The 15,444-nt window shown below is 41.9% G+C and carries 14 protein-coding genes; 7 read left to right on the top strand and 7 right to left on the bottom strand.

From position 1 onward, the window contains the following. Nucleotides 1-55: 55 nt before the first annotated feature. The gene (locus AZ66_RS04050; protein ID WP_044353689.1) at nt 56-976 is read right to left on the bottom strand and encodes a GNAT family N-acetyltransferase; all 921 of its coding nucleotides are present in this window, start codon (nt 974-976) and stop codon (nt 56-58) included. 227 nt (nt 977-1,203) lie between these two features. Here AZ66_RS04050 and AZ66_RS04045 point away from each other — a divergent pair, with 227 nt between their 5' ends. The 4 genes from AZ66_RS04045 (at nt 1,204) to AZ66_RS04030 (ending at nt 5,034) form a co-directional block, all read left to right on the top strand. Continuing rightward, entirely contained in the window at nt 1,204-1,803 is a 600-nt protein-coding gene (locus AZ66_RS04045; protein ID WP_044353688.1) for a DUF2087 domain-containing protein, read from the top strand. Next, entirely contained in the window at nt 1,800-3,305 is a 1,506-nt protein-coding gene (locus AZ66_RS04040) for a serine hydrolase domain-containing protein (protein WP_044353704.1), read from the top strand. Before AZ66_RS04045 ends, AZ66_RS04040 begins: the two co-directional genes overlap by 4 nt. Before the next feature lie 87 nt (nt 3,306-3,392). After that, a complete protein-coding gene (locus AZ66_RS04035) occupies nt 3,393-4,073 on the top strand; it encodes a YdeI/OmpD-associated family protein (RefSeq protein WP_044353687.1) in 681 nt (226 codons plus the stop codon). A 28-nt stretch (nt 4,074-4,101) separates the two neighbouring features. Next, a complete protein-coding gene (locus AZ66_RS04030; protein WP_044353686.1) occupies nt 4,102-5,034 on the top strand; it encodes an aminoglycoside phosphotransferase family protein in 933 nt (310 codons plus the stop codon). A gap of 90 nt (nt 5,035-5,124) precedes the next feature. Here the strand turns inward: AZ66_RS04030 and AZ66_RS04025 are convergent, their stop codons facing one another. After that, complete coding sequence (locus AZ66_RS04025; RefSeq protein ID WP_021262958.1) at nt 5,125-6,345, bottom strand: GNAT family N-acetyltransferase; 1,221 nt, start codon at nt 6,343-6,345, stop codon at nt 5,125-5,127. 157 nt (nt 6,346-6,502) lie between these two features. Beyond that, nucleotides 6,503-6,883: a VOC family protein gene (locus AZ66_RS04020; protein ID WP_044353685.1), complete on the bottom strand. Its 381-nt coding sequence runs from the start codon at nt 6,881-6,883 to the stop codon at nt 6,503-6,505. A gap of 312 nt (nt 6,884-7,195) precedes the next feature. Here AZ66_RS04020 and AZ66_RS04015 point away from each other — a divergent pair, with 312 nt between their 5' ends. Then, the gene (locus tag AZ66_RS04015) at nt 7,196-7,537 is read left to right on the top strand and encodes a cupin domain-containing protein (RefSeq protein WP_044353684.1); all 342 of its coding nucleotides are present in this window, start codon (nt 7,196-7,198) and stop codon (nt 7,535-7,537) included. Between the two features lie 375 nt (nt 7,538-7,912). On the opposite strand, the gene AZ66_RS04010 is transcribed toward AZ66_RS04015, so the two are convergent. The 4 genes from AZ66_RS04010 to wecB all read right to left on the bottom strand — a co-directional run bounded on the left by AZ66_RS04010 (nt 7,913) and on the right by wecB (nt 12,149). Then, nucleotides 7,913-9,166 carry an MFS transporter gene (locus AZ66_RS04010; protein ID WP_044353683.1) on the bottom strand — a complete coding sequence of 418 codons (1,254 nt, stop codon included), beginning with the start codon at nt 9,164-9,166 and terminating at the stop codon, nt 7,913-7,915. 504 nt (nt 9,167-9,670) lie between these two features. Continuing rightward, nucleotides 9,671-10,714, bottom strand: coding sequence for an acyltransferase family protein (locus AZ66_RS04005; protein WP_052648375.1), 1,044 nt, complete (start codon nt 10,712-10,714; stop codon nt 9,671-9,673). Further along, nucleotides 10,669-10,830 carry a hypothetical protein gene (locus AZ66_RS31225; protein ID WP_156159891.1) on the bottom strand — a complete coding sequence of 54 codons (162 nt, stop codon included), beginning with the start codon at nt 10,828-10,830 and terminating at the stop codon, nt 10,669-10,671. The genes AZ66_RS04005 and AZ66_RS31225 overlap by 46 nt, the downstream gene beginning before the upstream one ends. A gap of 161 nt (nt 10,831-10,991) precedes the next feature. After that, complete coding sequence (gene wecB / locus AZ66_RS04000; protein ID WP_082061443.1) at nt 10,992-12,149, bottom strand: non-hydrolyzing UDP-N-acetylglucosamine 2-epimerase; 1,158 nt, start codon at nt 12,147-12,149, stop codon at nt 10,992-10,994. Nucleotides 12,150-12,938: 789 nt separating this feature from the next. Between wecB and AZ66_RS03990 the strand changes: the two genes are divergently transcribed. Beyond that, a complete protein-coding gene (locus tag AZ66_RS03990) occupies nt 12,939-13,514 on the top strand; it encodes a hypothetical protein (RefSeq protein ID WP_021262952.1) in 576 nt (191 codons plus the stop codon). Between the two features lie 1,073 nt (nt 13,515-14,587). Continuing rightward, nucleotides 14,588-15,444: DEAD/DEAH box helicase (locus tag AZ66_RS03980; RefSeq protein ID WP_156159890.1), on the top strand; the 857-nt coding region annotated here is incomplete at its 3' end.

Below are 15,444 nucleotides of genomic sequence, written 5' to 3'. Positions count from 1 at the left end.
TCTACGGGGATTTTATACATAAATTATAAAAATGGCACAGAATGCGCCCCCTATATCACAACTCTATGCAATATCGAATTTCTTCTGCTTTCTGCTCAAATCCGAGCGACTCATACAATTGCAATGCTGTTCGATTATCGGTTAATACCTCAAGGCTTGCACGTGGTATGTCATGAGACTTCGCATATTGGAGTGCTTGAGCAAGCAGGGACTTCGCAAGGCCCTGTCCACGCCATTGCTCGCGAACGAATACATTTTCGATGTGAGCTGTCTCGTCTTCTCTCCATATCAATAGACCGGCTACGACCGTATCTCCTTGCCGGACAACCATGGATGTCCAGAGTGGATACTGCCTGTATTCATTCAGTCTTTCCAATCCAAGCGGATTATCTGGCCAAATTTCTGTATCGATATCCAGATAGGCAAGAGCTTCTTCAGCTGTATCCAAATTCCAATGGGAAATTTGATAAGCTTCTGGCAATTGCAGCTCTGGAATTGGTGCTTCTATCATTCGTTTCATTTGATATAGACTAATCAGATGACGGAAACCACGCTGCAGGAAGAATTGACTGTTCACCTCTTCAGTTGAATCATTACCAACACAGAGTCTCGTTCCGTATTCGGCAGGAAGTGTTGCCTTCAATTCGACGGCTCTTGCGTACAACAGCTCATAAATGCGGTCAAGCAACACATAGTCATGCTCACGTTCTGGGATCGCTTTAATATTCACGTAAATGGCATGCTTGTTCTCTTGGGCGCGACCGGGCGGTACAATATTGATGATGCCGACTTGTCCCTTGGCAACCATCTTGCCATGCTCAAAGGCACAATACACGTTGCTCCAGTTCGTCTCCTCGCCTACCCACCAAAATATCGCATTCGGACGCGATGTAACAGATCGATATAACTCCCCTAACAATGGCATGTCCTCTTGCTGAAAATGTCGAATCTGTAATTCAGTGGTTGTATGCTCCATTCAATACCTCTCTCTGTAAGTAGTAATTTTGTGCTGGCAGGTTGTTCTGCTCCTCATCCACTATAGTATACAAAAACCGGGTTGACAATATATTCCTCGATCACGTATTATCTATTTTAACATCCATCTAATTTAATAATTATCTAATTTGATTGTTGTTTAATTCGTGCATGTTTTGCGGTTACTGCAACATTACTTAAATAAGCTGAGGAGGAGTGAATGCCTGTATGCAGTTAGACAAGGTGGTTGCCTATCATAAGGCGTTGGCGGATCCAACACGTGTCAAGATGCTCATCCTACTTGCGGAAGGTGAACGGAATGGTCAGGTGTTAGCGGAGAAGCTATCCGTTACTCCTGCCACGATTACTCATCATGCGGCCAAGCTTCGCGAAGCGAGCCTTATCAACGAACGAAGAGAGAAGAACACGATTTATTTTTCATTAAATGACTATTTTCTAAAGAACAATGCCACTGCGGCTGTGAATTTCATTTATCGCGGTGCTGATGGAGGAGTAGGGATGTTGAATGAGGAACAGCAGCGTTTGAGGGATTCGGTGATTCGCAATTTCTTCTCGAAAGAGGGCAAGCTCAAAAATATCCCATCGCAGTTGAAGAAGAAGCTTATCATCCTGGAGCATATGGTGACTAATCTGGAGGCGGGACGCAGTTACACCGAGAAGGAAATCAACGAATTCATTAAGGCCTACCATGAGGATTTCGCAACGATTCGCCGGGAGTTCATTATGCATCAATTTTTATTCCGAGAAAAGGAGATTTACGAGCTGAACCCACAGGAATTGTGGGCAAAGTGGGTGAATCTTGCTTGAATACGAGAAACGACCGTTCTGCTGCATACTGTGGGGAATCTGCGAGTATCCAGCGATTCTTCAATCAGATCGAGCAATGCGAACTGCCGGTTCATAGTTTAATCGTGTGTCACCATGGTTCTACGATTGCAGAGTTCTGGCGTGAGCCGTATCGCAAGGATTGCCCGCAACTGTTGTATTCCTTAAGCAAGAGTGTGACCTCCATTGCGGTTGGCATTGCATGGGACATGGGGCTTATCCGTCTAGACGAATCGGTCATTTCATTCTTTCCCGAGCGGCTGCCAGAGCGAGTATCCGACAAGCTATCCGCGATGACGATCCATCATCTGCTATCCATGACAGCAGGTCATAAGGCGAATATCTATCCTGTTGTGGTGAACGAACAGGACTGGGTCAAGGCATTTCTAGCGCAAGAGGTGGATCATGAGCCAGGCACCCAATTTCAATATAGTACGCATTCGACCTATATGTTGTCTGCTATATTAGAGCGAATAACGGGACAGAATCTTGTAGACTTTCTTATGCCTCGATTATTCGAGCCATTAGGCATCGCTAGACCTGTATGGGAAACTTGTCCGATGGGAGTTACTGCTGGGGGGATGGGGCTAAGTCTAACAACGAATGATGTGGCGGCATTCGGTCAGATGCTGTTGAATAAGGGCATATACCAAGGAAGGCGCATTGTGTCTGAATCATATATCGAGATGGCGACAAGCGAGCAAAGCGATAATCGCAAGGGAGCCAATCGAATCGATTGGGCTCAGGGCTATGGCTATCAGTTCCATCGCTGTCGAGACGGCTGCTTCCGGGCAGACGGGGCATTTGGTCAGTTATGCTTTGTCTCCCCGAAGGAAGGAATTGTCATAGCTGCGGCGGCTAGCTATCCGACCATGGATATGCTGCAAACACTTCTGAATCTCATTTATGAACATCTCCTTGGCGAAGTTGACAGCAGTGGTGATACCCGGGAGCATCGGCATGAAAGCGTGGAGCAAAAGGGAGATCCATTAAGTATCAATCATACCAGTCGCCCTCCCGCTGAACCTTGTTCTCGGACGGTTCCGTTACACAGAGAAGCGCGACATACAGTAGGGAGACAGCATGCGCATCAAGTGCCGGAACTGCATCAGCATGTGTACGTCATGCAACCGAACGCTAGTGGATTGAAGAAAGTTCGCTTCGATGCTCAGGGTGAGACGCTGCAGCTTCAGTTGTCCTATGGAGACGAGCGGGATATTGCTTTGCCTATAAACGTTGCGCAGCCGATGCGTACGAAGGCTGTATTTCACAAAGATCTATCCATGCCGCTGCAGGAAGTCGTTGTGTATGCCTCTTGGGTGAACGAATGTACCCTGCAAGCGAAGCTATTTTATATCGAAACGCCTTACATGGTGACCTATATTATGAGGTTCCAGCCGCAGTCGATTGAGTTGGAGTTTGATATCAATGTGTCTTTTCATTTATCCAATTATACAGCCATCGGGTACCGGGCAAGCATATAGTTCGATATATGGGGTCGTGACGTTTGCATCAGCGTTTCGTATGCGTATAATTATGGACAGCACGATAAGGGAAGGAAACGACATGATATGAACCAGAACTCCAAGAAGAGCATCATTGATAAATTGAATGTGAACAAATATCCGATGAAATTAATTATGAACAAACCTGACGATATTACGGAATTCGACGGGTTGGATTATGACACTGCGATCAAGCGGGACAGCTATGATCTTATTTTTGCCTTCATCTACTCGCTAGAGCAATTTACAGAGCTGGTACAAATGGTTATCGATAAGCAGTTGCTGAACAGCAAGGGATATCTATTTACCGCTTATCCGAAGAAAAATAATCCTAAATACGAGCAATATATTGAACGCGACAGCTTCTTCAGCATCGGATTCGTTAATGAGGACGGCTATGTAGGAAGCAGCGAACTAAAATTCGCACGGATGGTCAGCTTGGATGACGTCTTTACCGTAATCGGCTTGAAGTCCGAAGCCAAAAAAGCAGCCAAATCAGCATCTTCGAAAAAGAGCCAATGCGTTGATGATTATGTTGAGCATGTTGCAGATATTCAGGCATATTTAGCAGGCAGTGCGGAACTGGAGTTTTACAACAGCCTGACACCGGGATATCAAAAGGACTGGGCGCGTTACGTGTACAGTGCTAAGCGGAAGGAAACACAGGACAAAAGGCTTGAAGAAATGAGGTCGATCTTGGCCGAAGGATATAAATCTGTTGATTTGTATCGCAGACGGGATAAGTAGTGCATCTTGTGTTTGTGGGGGAGAGACAATGAGTCACGCTTTTGCAAAAGAGATTCACAACTGGGATTCATGGGGAGCGGTGTATCAATCGATTGAAGATTTTCGACAGCTTATTGAAGTCATTTATCAAAAAGAAAATCTGAGCGGGGCAGAGCATATATTCCATTTAACTCCGGGTACAAATGCGGTATTTCGTGCTGGCAGCTATGTGATTAAGATATTTGCACCCAAGGAATCTGGAGCAAATACAGATGCTGATTATCAAGCAGAAATAACTGCCATGGAGCGCGCTACCCAGCAAGGCATCCACGCACCGAATGTGATCGCAGCGTCCTATATTCAAGATAAGTATTTGTTCCGATACATCATCATGGACTTTATTCAAGGTCAGGAAGCAGGTAAGGTTCTCTCAGGTTGGACATTACCCCAGAAGGAAGCGTTCGTGAAGCAGCTGCTTGCTAATTTGGACAAGCTGAATATGCCGCCTTCGGAGCAAGTCGATGCAAGTGTAATAAAGCAAAGGGTTGTGCGCAATACAAGATGGAACCTATTTTCAGAGTCTGTCAGGGCACAAATTGCTGAAATCGTGACACAGAGCCCGATATCCCAGCCCGTATACGTACATGGAGATATTACAGCGGAAAATGTAATGGTAGATGATGGAGGTCAATTGTTCATTATCGACTTTGCAGACAGTACGATAGCTCCTGCCGAGTATGAGTACCCGCCAATCCTGTTCTCCTTGTTTGATTTTGATGCTGATCTGATTCAATTGTTTAGGAGAGAGTTAGGATGCGGCCGCGAAGTGTTCATCGATAAGCTGTTTCTGGCCATATTGCTGCATGAATTCGGGTTTATATTTGTAAAAATGATTTGTGAGAAATATTCGGGGCAGGAGGCACAGGCCTTAACGGATATTTACGAAGTGAAGAGAATGCTGCAGGCGCATTTGCCAATGTGATGATGGCAACGACAATTGAAGATGAGGAATAAACCAAAGAGAGCGCACCGGACCTGTAGGGGAGCCGGATGTGCTCTCTTCTTCGTATCTTTAGAAATAGTCAGAGAAGTAAGGGATCTGCCGAATAATTAGCTTCTCCAGCAGGTCGATGGTGGCCTCGTTGGCTTGGAATCGACCGATTTTCGCCAAGTAGGATGGACGCTTGTACCCCATAAGCATCGTGGTCAAGGTTTGAATATCGAATTCGGCATCCCGTTGATTCCCGCCTTTGGTAAGATGCCCGTTGCCCTGCTCATCTACGGTTAATGTGAATACTCCCTGATTCCATTCCAGCATCGGGTCATGAAGTACGAAGGTGAAGCTGCATTCAGCTTCTTGAGGCTGGAACGGATACTGCTCTAGGAACAATCCGATATCCACGATTCGTGCCATATAGTAAGGCGCAATAATTTCTTTAATATCGCTGTCCTCGAGCAAGAATGCAAGCGGCTCATCTGTGTAAATATGTCCCTTCACTCGGGTCACCATGGAGAAGTGCGCGCTAATAAAATTCCATAACCCGTTGCGCGCCTCTTGATTGACATACACCATTTCTTTCATATAGAACACTTCCTCGGCGATCCAATAGAGCAAGTATCCTGTCGGTTCATGGTTGCTGTCATAGTATACCGCGACAGTCATATCATCGAGATCCCAACGCAGGTATTCTTCCCACGCCAATTCGTTGCGCAGCATAGCGCCGTGTGTCTGCAAGGCAAAGCGATGATAGACTTGACGTACGTCTGGATGCTCAATGGTGACGCGTTCGACATTTCCAGGGACCGTCTTGAGCTTCGGCAGCTGTGTATCCTTCACCTCGAACGAGATTTTATCAGAGATGATCTCCCAGCCTTTGCGGCGGTAATAAGGGATGGAATAAGGATATAAGTAGGACACGGATTGCTTACGCTTGCGCATGTTCGTCAGCGCTTGGCGCATTAATTTATTCATTAAGCCAAGATTGGCGTATTCTGGGTAGGTTCCGACACCTGTTACTCCGCCCATTTCGTAGATTTGACCGAAAATATTTACTTGGAATGGATATACAGCGAGTTGAGATATCAGCTTGTCGCCATCGAACCATCCTAATACATCGGCCTGCTTCAGTACGGGCAGCTTCGCTTGTGCAATTTCGCGATTCTCCCAACCAAGCGCCTGGAGATCATGGTTGGTCACTTGGAATACATAGCGCAGCAGATCGTTGAATTGCTCGCCGTGACGAATTTCAACGTCCCTCATCTTCAGTCTCTCTTGCAGTTCTTGGCGGCTCATGAATGAGAACCTCCTTTTAATGGATGAATCACCTTATAATATCTTACACTAATTTCTCATGCTTCAATCATGCAATGGTATGCACTCTGGAGTCTGTACTGACAAACAATAAACGCCACCACAAGATGTGATGGCGCTGCATTCTGCGACAAATCGCTTACTTTCGTTCCATAACGGCAAAGTAGTTATTCTCATCGTCAGCAAAGTTGAATACTCTAGCGCCAGGCATTGTTACTACATCACCAACTGTAATGCCTTTGTTCTTGAAATCTTCATACAGTGCATCGAGATCGTCGGAGAACAGCATGATCGAAGGTGTTCCTAGGTTGAGATCTGGCTGCATTTCGGCAATAAGCTGCTTATTGTGGAGCACGAAGGAAGTCTGTGCGCCTTGTGCAGGAGCAATTTCAATCCACTTCATTCCCTGTCCGTTGTTATCTTCCGACACGACAATGAATCCGACTTTTTCAGTCCAAAATTGAACCGCTTGGTCTTGATCATTGACATACAGCATAACTTGTCCGATTTGATTGATCATAGATCATTCTCCAATTCTAACGTTTTGTGATTGAATTCTTATCGATCGTACAATTTTTAGGCAATGAATGCAAGCGGATGTGAGTAAGTGAGCAGCCCTCTATCGTAGGCAGATATATTGGGCTATTCCTGAATGTGATTGAAATCACAAAGTATGTAAACAAGTTCAATATAATAGAAGTACTTGGGGATGAAGTCTAAAAAGTCAAAAGGGAAGCCACGAGATAAATGTTTCGTGATAGTTGAAGGATTGGCTTTGTGTGGAATGGGGTAATGAAGGAACTACAACTAAAATCCAGGAGAGTGAGAGCTCATGCAGAAAAATCACGTGACCGAGTATCAAGAATATGTAGAGAACAAATTTACGAAACGAATTATTCATAAGGATGAGGAAAATGTGATATTCGTATTGAACTTCAGTCCGGGAGCCGAATTGCCGACGCATCGTCATCCGGGCGCAAACGTCAATATTCTAGTTCTGGATGGAAGCGGGATCGTGAATAGTGATGGGGTGGAGACTGGAGTTGCCGAAGGTGACATCCTTCATATTAGTGGAGACGAGAGCTTCTCTTACCGCAGCGGAACAGATGCCGTTTCCTGTCTATATGTCGTGTTGACGAAAATGCCAAGTGAGCGCTATGCCCAAAATATTTGATCAAAGCGTTGGATGAAGCAATTGGTGGATTCGTGCCCCGAGAGATTGCTTGCGTAGCTATAAAATAAAGATGATAAAAAACTCATTTCTCTTCACATACAACAGCAATCAAAAAACCGTTATTTTGAAAAGAGATTGATCAAAATAACGGTTTATTATTTGATTAAATATAAATTTTTATAATAAAATTTGATCATTTCTTATTTAACTAAAGCACCCGATCGTTTAAGTTTATATATTCACAAACTTTCCCCATAATTGGTTATTATCAAAAAAAGAGAAACCCAATATGGATATTAGCGGTTTTTTACTTTCTGAATGGTCTTATCCCTAAACCCTTTTGTCGTCTGCGCCCGGAATAAGTCTTTCCATCATTCAGCTACTTTTGGATGTAGCATAAATTGGACTGATTTTATCCATTGCTACTCCTTGCTTTTTATATTTAAAAATAAACAAGCCATTGACTAATAAAACCAATGATCCAAATGCCAATGCTGCCATAGAGTTCCATTCAGAAATCAAACCAGATAGTATAGTCGCTATCATTGCTGCAATTCCACCAAAAACGTATATGGAACTTCGAACCCTGGCGATCAAATAGTCTGGAGTAATCCCCTGTTGAACAGTTATCTGAACAACAAATGCCATAGAAAGTGCCCCATCAAAGATTATCATTCCGAAACACATGGTGATAAATGAATTTGATATCAATAATAAAATACCAAATGAAGATATAATCATTAAAGTACTGAGAAAGTATAACCAGTTTGCATTTTTAAATTTGTTCATTATAAGCACGCCAATGACATTACCTATACCAGCACAAGATAATAGTATTCCAATATACTCTTCTGAAAAATGGAGAGTATATTTAGAATGAATGGTAACACTAAGCACAATAAAACTGGTTGAAAATCCGAGAACCAAAGCTGAAATCGTCGATACAATTTGAGCTCCATTAGCATAGAGGTACTTTACACCTTCTTGGGAATCCCGAATGAAACTCTTCAGTTTCTGTTTTCCCTTCATGGGCTTATCATCCGTTTCCTTAGGTACATTTCGGAATTTTATAAGTGAAATAAATAACATTGAAACAAGTAATAAACTACCACAAATAGTTAAGGTAATGTTCGGGCCATATTTCGCAAGTATAATTCCACCTAAGGCTGGACCAATTAAGGTTACAATCGCATCAGCGGCTTCTAATGAATTATTAGCACTTAATAAACGTTGCCTCCCAACAATCTTAGGTACCATAGCTGAAAGGGCAATATTTAACATCAATCCCACTAAACCCATGAAAAATAATATTGGCCCAATAACAAAAAGGCTCGTTATGTCGATTGTTATTAAATATGCCAATAGAAACAATAATATAGCATATATGAAATTACAGATCGAAGAAATTAAAACAAGGTTCTTTTTCTCAATCCAAGTACCTATTGGAATAGAAAAAAACACGGAACTAATTCTCTGAAATATAAGCACTAATGAAGTCATTAATGGTGATCCAGACAGACCCAATATGATAATAGGCATGATTAGTTCGCGAAAACGTTCACTTAGGATTTTAGATATATTATGAAACCATAACTTCCCAAAATCAGCATTAATCAATAAATTATTCACTTTTGAACACCTCTTAAAATTGATTTACTACCTTCCTCTTATTTAAAATCTGATTAATCAATCTACTAGACTCATAGTATATCCTCCTTGCAAAACTTCATAGATATATTAGTACATAGAATATTCCTTAGAAACGATAATACTATAAATTTGGAGTTATATTTTCCTCTCTTATTCAACAAAACGGCCATTGTGAACATAAGTTAAGCACTGCTCTTTCACTAAACTGTCCCTATACTTAAAGAAAAAAATCCTGTAAAAACAGGATTTTAATCAAACTTTATTAAAAATTTATCTTAGGGTAACGACATTCAAACATATGTAAATAAAGAGTTCAAACATATTATATATTTAGTACCTTTGAATATTATTTTGTAAAAAAGATTGATTATTTCGGAAAGCGAATCTTCAACTAACGCACCCGTTAGTTGAACAAGAACCATTATTTATATGACACATCATTATCCTACTATTAAATTTCCATTTATCTAAAAATTATTTCCTTTACATCATTTTTTTGAGGTATGGAATCTTTCGCCATACAAAATGACTTAGCAAAAAACTTAGAATGATTCCTAAAAATGCCGTTATAAGAAATTTAGCCATGACCGGTATTGATAGGTCATTCAATGTATATTGAAGGAAGACAACTACTGGCACATGGATGAAATAAACAACAAATACATTGTTTGATAACATCTTGGACCAACGATTAGTGCCGTTAATTTTTTCTCTAAATAAAATTAGAAGACCGATTACAAGCGAAATACACAATAACGTCTCAATTAATGATAGAGCCAACGAACCGAAGTTTGGGCCCCCTTTTAAAAGAAAAGGATCTACCGTATTTCCTCCAGAATACAAAATGGTTACTATTAATATTCCAATAATAAGCCAGATGTATCCTACTCTTGCACTCAAAGTTAAAAACCATTTGCGATGAAAGGCCATAATGCCTAAACAAAAAAAACTCACATACTGTGGTACATGTGCAAATTCTGTTTGAATAAATCCTAAAAAAGCTATCCAATGATCAATAGGTAACCATATCCTTGTAATAAAAGTCACTAAACTAACGACCAACCACAGGGAGAGAATCTGATAAACCTTAATGCTTCCATCAAATTTTTTTATGGTTTTCTTAGATGTAAAGAAGGTCCAGACTGAAAAAACAACCGCATACACAAGTAAATGCTCTAAAAACCATAAATGTCCAAATTGCATATCAGGCCATGATGGCCCGGACCAGTTCGAGGGTTCATTACCAAGTCCAAAAAATATATTAACATAGTAAGAAAAAAATGAGATGGGTTCATAATCTCTGAAATTAATGTAATATAAATACATCAGAATAGGAATTATCACGAGAAATCCAAGTAGTAATGGAATACCAATTCTAATAAGCCGTTCTTTTAAAAACCGTTTCGGCCCTTTTCTCGAGATTGATTGAGGGAGAAAATAGGCTGATAAAAAGAAAAACATACTCATAAAAAATGCTGCATTTACAGAGAAAAATCTGCCCAACCAGTTGATAGATTCATCATCCAAAAAAACCACCAACCACCTGGTCCATAGGCTTGTCCAGCATGGTGAGCTACTACAAGCATAATTAAAGCTATTTTTAGATTATCGATGAAATATAAACGATCGCTCTCTTTATTCACCTATAAACCCCTTTCCCATTAAAAGTTACACTGAGATAATAGCAATGTATTTTTCACCACTACAGGAAAATAATTTTATAAATGATCAATCTTTTTTATAAGACTACATCTTATGATGGAATTCGGAACAGTTAGATCATGCTGATCGTACTTATCGTTCTCTAGCCTTCGAATGGAGCTGGGAGTTCCGACGCAAAGCCGAAGTGATGCGCAATGATGTCCACGATCCGTTTGGAAGCTTGTCCATCGCCAAAAGGATTGCTGGACTTGGTCATGTCTTGGTACGCCTGCTCATCCGCAAGTAGTTGGTTCGCAATGGTGAATATCCGATTCTCGTCCGTTCCAGCTAGTGCAACCATGTTAGCTTTAACCGCTTCTGGTCGTTCCGTTGTATCTCGCATCAGCACGAGCGGCTTGTTGAATACCGTTGTTTCCTCTTGCAGACCACCGGAATCACTCATAATCAGATAAGAGCGGGCGAGCAAATTTATCATATCTGGATACTCCAATGTGTTCAGCAAGTGAATCCGTTCATGACCAGACAGTAGAGTATGTGCTGCATCCCGCACGACTGGGCTCATATGGACAGGATAAATGACAGCCGTATCAGGGTGTTCCTCTACAATACGGCGAATCGCTTGGAACATATTTTGCATCGGTACCCCATAGTTCTCCCGGCGATGAGCAGTAACCGTAATCAGTCTTCCGCGGTGATGAATCAGCTCATTTAATGAAGCTTCATGGAACGTATAATCCTCTTGGTATGTCTGCAGCGCAGCATCTACAGCCGTTTGCCCCGTTATATAAATATGCCCAGCATCATACCCTTCACGAAGTAAATTGTCCTTCCCAACTGAGGTAGGTGCGAACAGCAGATCGGTTACGACATCTACAATTCTGCGATTGACCTCCTCTGGCCACGGGGAGTATTTGTTGTGGGAACGCAAGCCTGCTTCTACATGCCCGACAGGGATTTTGTGAAAGAAGGCTGCTAGTCCGCCGCACATCGCCGTCTGCGTGTCGCCATGAATAAGAATCATATCCGGTCTATCTTCTGAAATGATATTATCCAGCCCTGCGATTGCAGCAGAGGTGAAGTAGGCTAGCGATTGATTTTCCTTCATTAAGCTTAGGTCAACATCCGGTGACAACGAGAAATGAGAGAGTGCCTGATAGAGCTGCTCTCGATGCTGTCCCGTGACGACAACCTTGGTATCGAACCAATCGGAATGCTGCTTCAACTGTTGAACGACTGGGCACATCTTCGTCGCTTCCGGTCTCGTTCCGAAGATGACCATGATTTTTTTCTTTGTCTCCAATGGAAAGTCCCCCTCTTAAGCAATTCAATCTATTCCTCATATTACCATGGGCCGAAATGGAAGTCATATGTAAGGAGTATGCTTCCCTATATAGGAATGAAACGGACATTGGAAATCCTGTACCTGTGGAGAAAAGGTGGCGTGCAAGTGATATGTCTTCATTTATAGGACAAGCCATTATTGAGGGTTGGTCAACTTCAAGTCAAACGAATGAAATGTCAATAAAAAAGAGACTACGATCCTGCAAGATCGTAGCTCTTTTAACAAAAGAGCCAGTGGGCAACCACGGCGAGCATATTCTACTTTTCAGCGAAAAGCCACGATTAAGGGCCCAACCTAGTCTCGGGTGTTTTTTTCGCTTGTTGTACGCCTCTTGAAACGCTTGGTAAAGCGCAATCACGCCAGCAATTGACGGCCTTATCACCTCATCCAGGACACTTAAGAAGAATGTCACGGCTATCACCTCCCTTGCGAAAGGCTTAGCCGCGACCCGTGGAGTCTAAAATACGTTACTTATATTCACGTCAGCTTTAAGATTTTTTTCTAAAAAACAGAAGAGAAATCAGGATAATTACTAGAATTGCAAAAATATTAAAGATCACTTGGAATGTTCCAACTTGTGTCCGAGAAATAATAAAACCCATAATAGCAATAACTAGAACCACTAACCCAAAAAAGATATTTTTTTTATTCAAATTAACCCCTCCTCCCGGCGAAAAATATATTGCAGAATAACATATTCATTAGTATAATATACACTAAATATTGGGAAAGGAGGAGAGTATACCCATGAATTATTTTTTCAAGAAGACTATTTCTGGGGTCGTAGCTTTGGTGCTGTTGTTAAATTTGATAGGTGTTGCTTCGGCAAGTGCTAGTAACGAAAACACATACCAATTTAGCCAAACTGAATTTGCTGAGTTGGAAAAAACCCTATACCTAATTGAAGCTATACCTGATGAAGTAATTGAACAAGGACCCCAAACAACTGCCGAATGGCTGAGTGCTTACACAGGTGATATGTATATTACAGATGGAGATAAATTCTATAATACATCAAAAGTAGAGACTTTAGGGGTAATTGGGTGTATTTCAGCAGTAGGACTGGCTATTGCCGAAAACCTGTTCTCATTTACAAAGATTGCAAAAATTAAAGACGTTATTAAAGCAGGTGGAGGAGTAACAAAATTTATTGGTAACTTGGTTCCTGCTTTTAAAGTTGCTAGAAGTGAGTGGGGTTACAGCATAAGTGAAGCAATTGGATATGCTGTTAAAACCGCTGCACAAGATGCAGGCCCTGAATTGATTAGTGCGGCAATTGGTTTTTTTAGTATAGGGGACATCTATTCTTCTTGCTTTGAATAAAAACTACCATTCAAAAGGAATTTGTATATTATTAAAAAAGTAAAAACAACTCAACACAAACAAAAAAAGAGCTCTTTTCTAGTGTCGCGTGACCAGAAGAGGCTCTTTTTTGTAGTTCAGTAAGGAGTTAACTTATCCGAGCCGTACCAGCGTCGTTGACACCACCCGCAGCGTGGGTTTTACGTCATTTGTTGGCTAGATCCCTAACCGTGCTCATTCATTTACATATTCTGCGCGATTACATGCATCTATTTATACTATTTCAGAAAATATATGATAAATAATAGGAACAAATATTCCTATTTAGATTGTTGTACCCTGATTTTTCCCACCTTATAAGTAGGATGAAATTTATTCGAAAATTATCAAATTCTTTTATGACTATAAGAGAAAAACCATGGGGAATGATGGGTCAATTATTAATTTTTATAGATCAAAACTGAAGAGGATAGTGCAATACCCAAGTGCGGGAGAGCGCATCGCTGGCAAGCGATGAGTTCAAGTATTCAAAACATTGATGTGAAATTGATGTAAAACATCAACAGAAACGTACGGAAATCAGCCTTCCAGAACGGAAGTCCATTGGCAAAAAGCCCGTCAAATCATGGGTTCCGCGGACTGCTACAGATTGCATCCCAAGAGAGCATGTTCCCGCAAGGAACTCAACTTCTCTTTGACGCGGGAGAGAGAAATAGATACACTCTTCACAAGGTGAAATATGGATTATGAACGAGGTTAGAGAATGAACCAAGTTAATCAGGCTCAAGCAATCGACTATCTCATTCGAATATATGTCATGTTTCAACACCTGCTAGCAGGTGATCTCGACTTAGAACGGGTACAGAACCGTGTGTTTCTCTTCATGGAGAACTTTCTATATCTAGGCAAGGTGCATGTCAATGTAGAGCCACAAGGCGATGACCGACCACTTTCTAATCATATAGTGCAAGGCTATGAATTTGTTAGTATTCGAAATGGTATGATTCTTATTCGTTACCACCTATGGAAGGAACCTAACACACACCTCCTTTTGTGCGGATAGAGACGCTCAATGTAAGGAGGATTGTACGAGAATGACAAGTAAACGGTTTGAAAGATGGAGCGAGAAATATCGCAATCGAAAGCTGATGCCCTACTTGGAGCAAGTGAGAGAGATGAGGAAGCTTCATGCACATGCATGGAGTGATTCGGAAATCATACAGCATGTGAAAACGATGAAAATAAGGATTCAAGAGGGAGCAGCATCGGCTCGTGATGTCATAGAGGTAGCAGCACTGGTTGATCAGGCCGTATGGAGAGTAAAAGGAATCCGATTATATGATGTGCAATGGCTCGCAGGCATGGCTTTGCATGAAAGCTGCATCATTGAAATGCAAACTGGTGAGGGAAAAACGTTAGCCGCCGTTCTCCCTGCCTTTTTGCAAGCTTTGTCCGGACGCGGGGTACATGTTCTTACATTCAATGATTATTTGGCCAATAGAGATGCAGAATGGACAAGGCCAATTTATGAATATTTGGGCGTGACAGTCGGCTGTATTACGGAGGGCAGCAGTGCTGAGGATAGAAAGCGAGCCTACGCTGCTGACATTACGTATTTGACTGCAAAGCAGGCAGGCTATGACTACTTGAAGGATTCGCTGGCTAGGGAGACAGAGCAACTTGTCCAGCGTCCATTTCATGCTGCACTAGTTGATGAAGCTGACTCGATTCTGCTTGATGAGGCGAGAGTCCCTTTGGTCATAGCAGGTGAGAGGGGAGTTTCGAAGCGGGAGGCGTTGGCTTACGTAGGCATTGTTGAGCAGCTCGTCTCTGGAGTGGATTATGAGACGGATCAGGAATTGCGCAATGTATACGCTACGAACTCCGGTATTGATAAAGTGGAATCCATGCTTGGTGCGGCAATTTATACGAGGATCACAATATTGACGTA

Origin of the sequence: Paenibacillus sp. E194 (genome assembly GCF_000935845.1) — a bacterium.
Classification (GTDB): Bacteria; Bacillota; Bacilli; order Paenibacillales; family Paenibacillaceae; genus Paenibacillus_B; species Paenibacillus_B alvei_B.
This window is presented reverse-complemented; position numbering and strand designations above follow the sequence as displayed.

What these genes read in the sequence shown, in the direction of transcription:
- AZ66_RS04015 (WP_044353684.1), top strand. Translation starts at nt 7,196, where the DNA reads ATGCAGAAAAATCACGTGACCGAGTATCAAGAATATGTAGAGAACAAA.
- AZ66_RS04050 (WP_044353689.1), bottom strand. Translation starts at nt 976, where the DNA reads ATGGAGCATACAACCACTGAATTACAGATTCGACATTTTCAGCAAGAG.
- AZ66_RS04020 (WP_044353685.1), bottom strand. Translation starts at nt 6,883, where the DNA reads ATGATCAATCAAATCGGACAAGTTATGCTGTATGTCAATGATCAAGAC.
- AZ66_RS03990 (WP_021262952.1), top strand. Translation starts at nt 12,939, where the DNA reads ATGAATTATTTTTTCAAGAAGACTATTTCTGGGGTCGTAGCTTTGGTG.
- AZ66_RS04030 (WP_044353686.1), top strand. Translation starts at nt 4,102, where the DNA reads ATGAGTCACGCTTTTGCAAAAGAGATTCACAACTGGGATTCATGGGGA.
- AZ66_RS04045 (WP_044353688.1), top strand. Translation starts at nt 1,204, where the DNA reads ATGCAGTTAGACAAGGTGGTTGCCTATCATAAGGCGTTGGCGGATCCA.
- AZ66_RS04025 (WP_021262958.1), bottom strand. Translation starts at nt 6,345, where the DNA reads ATGAGCCGCCAAGAACTGCAAGAGAGACTGAAGATGAGGGACGTTGAA.
- AZ66_RS04035 (WP_044353687.1), top strand. Translation starts at nt 3,393, where the DNA reads ATGAACCAGAACTCCAAGAAGAGCATCATTGATAAATTGAATGTGAAC.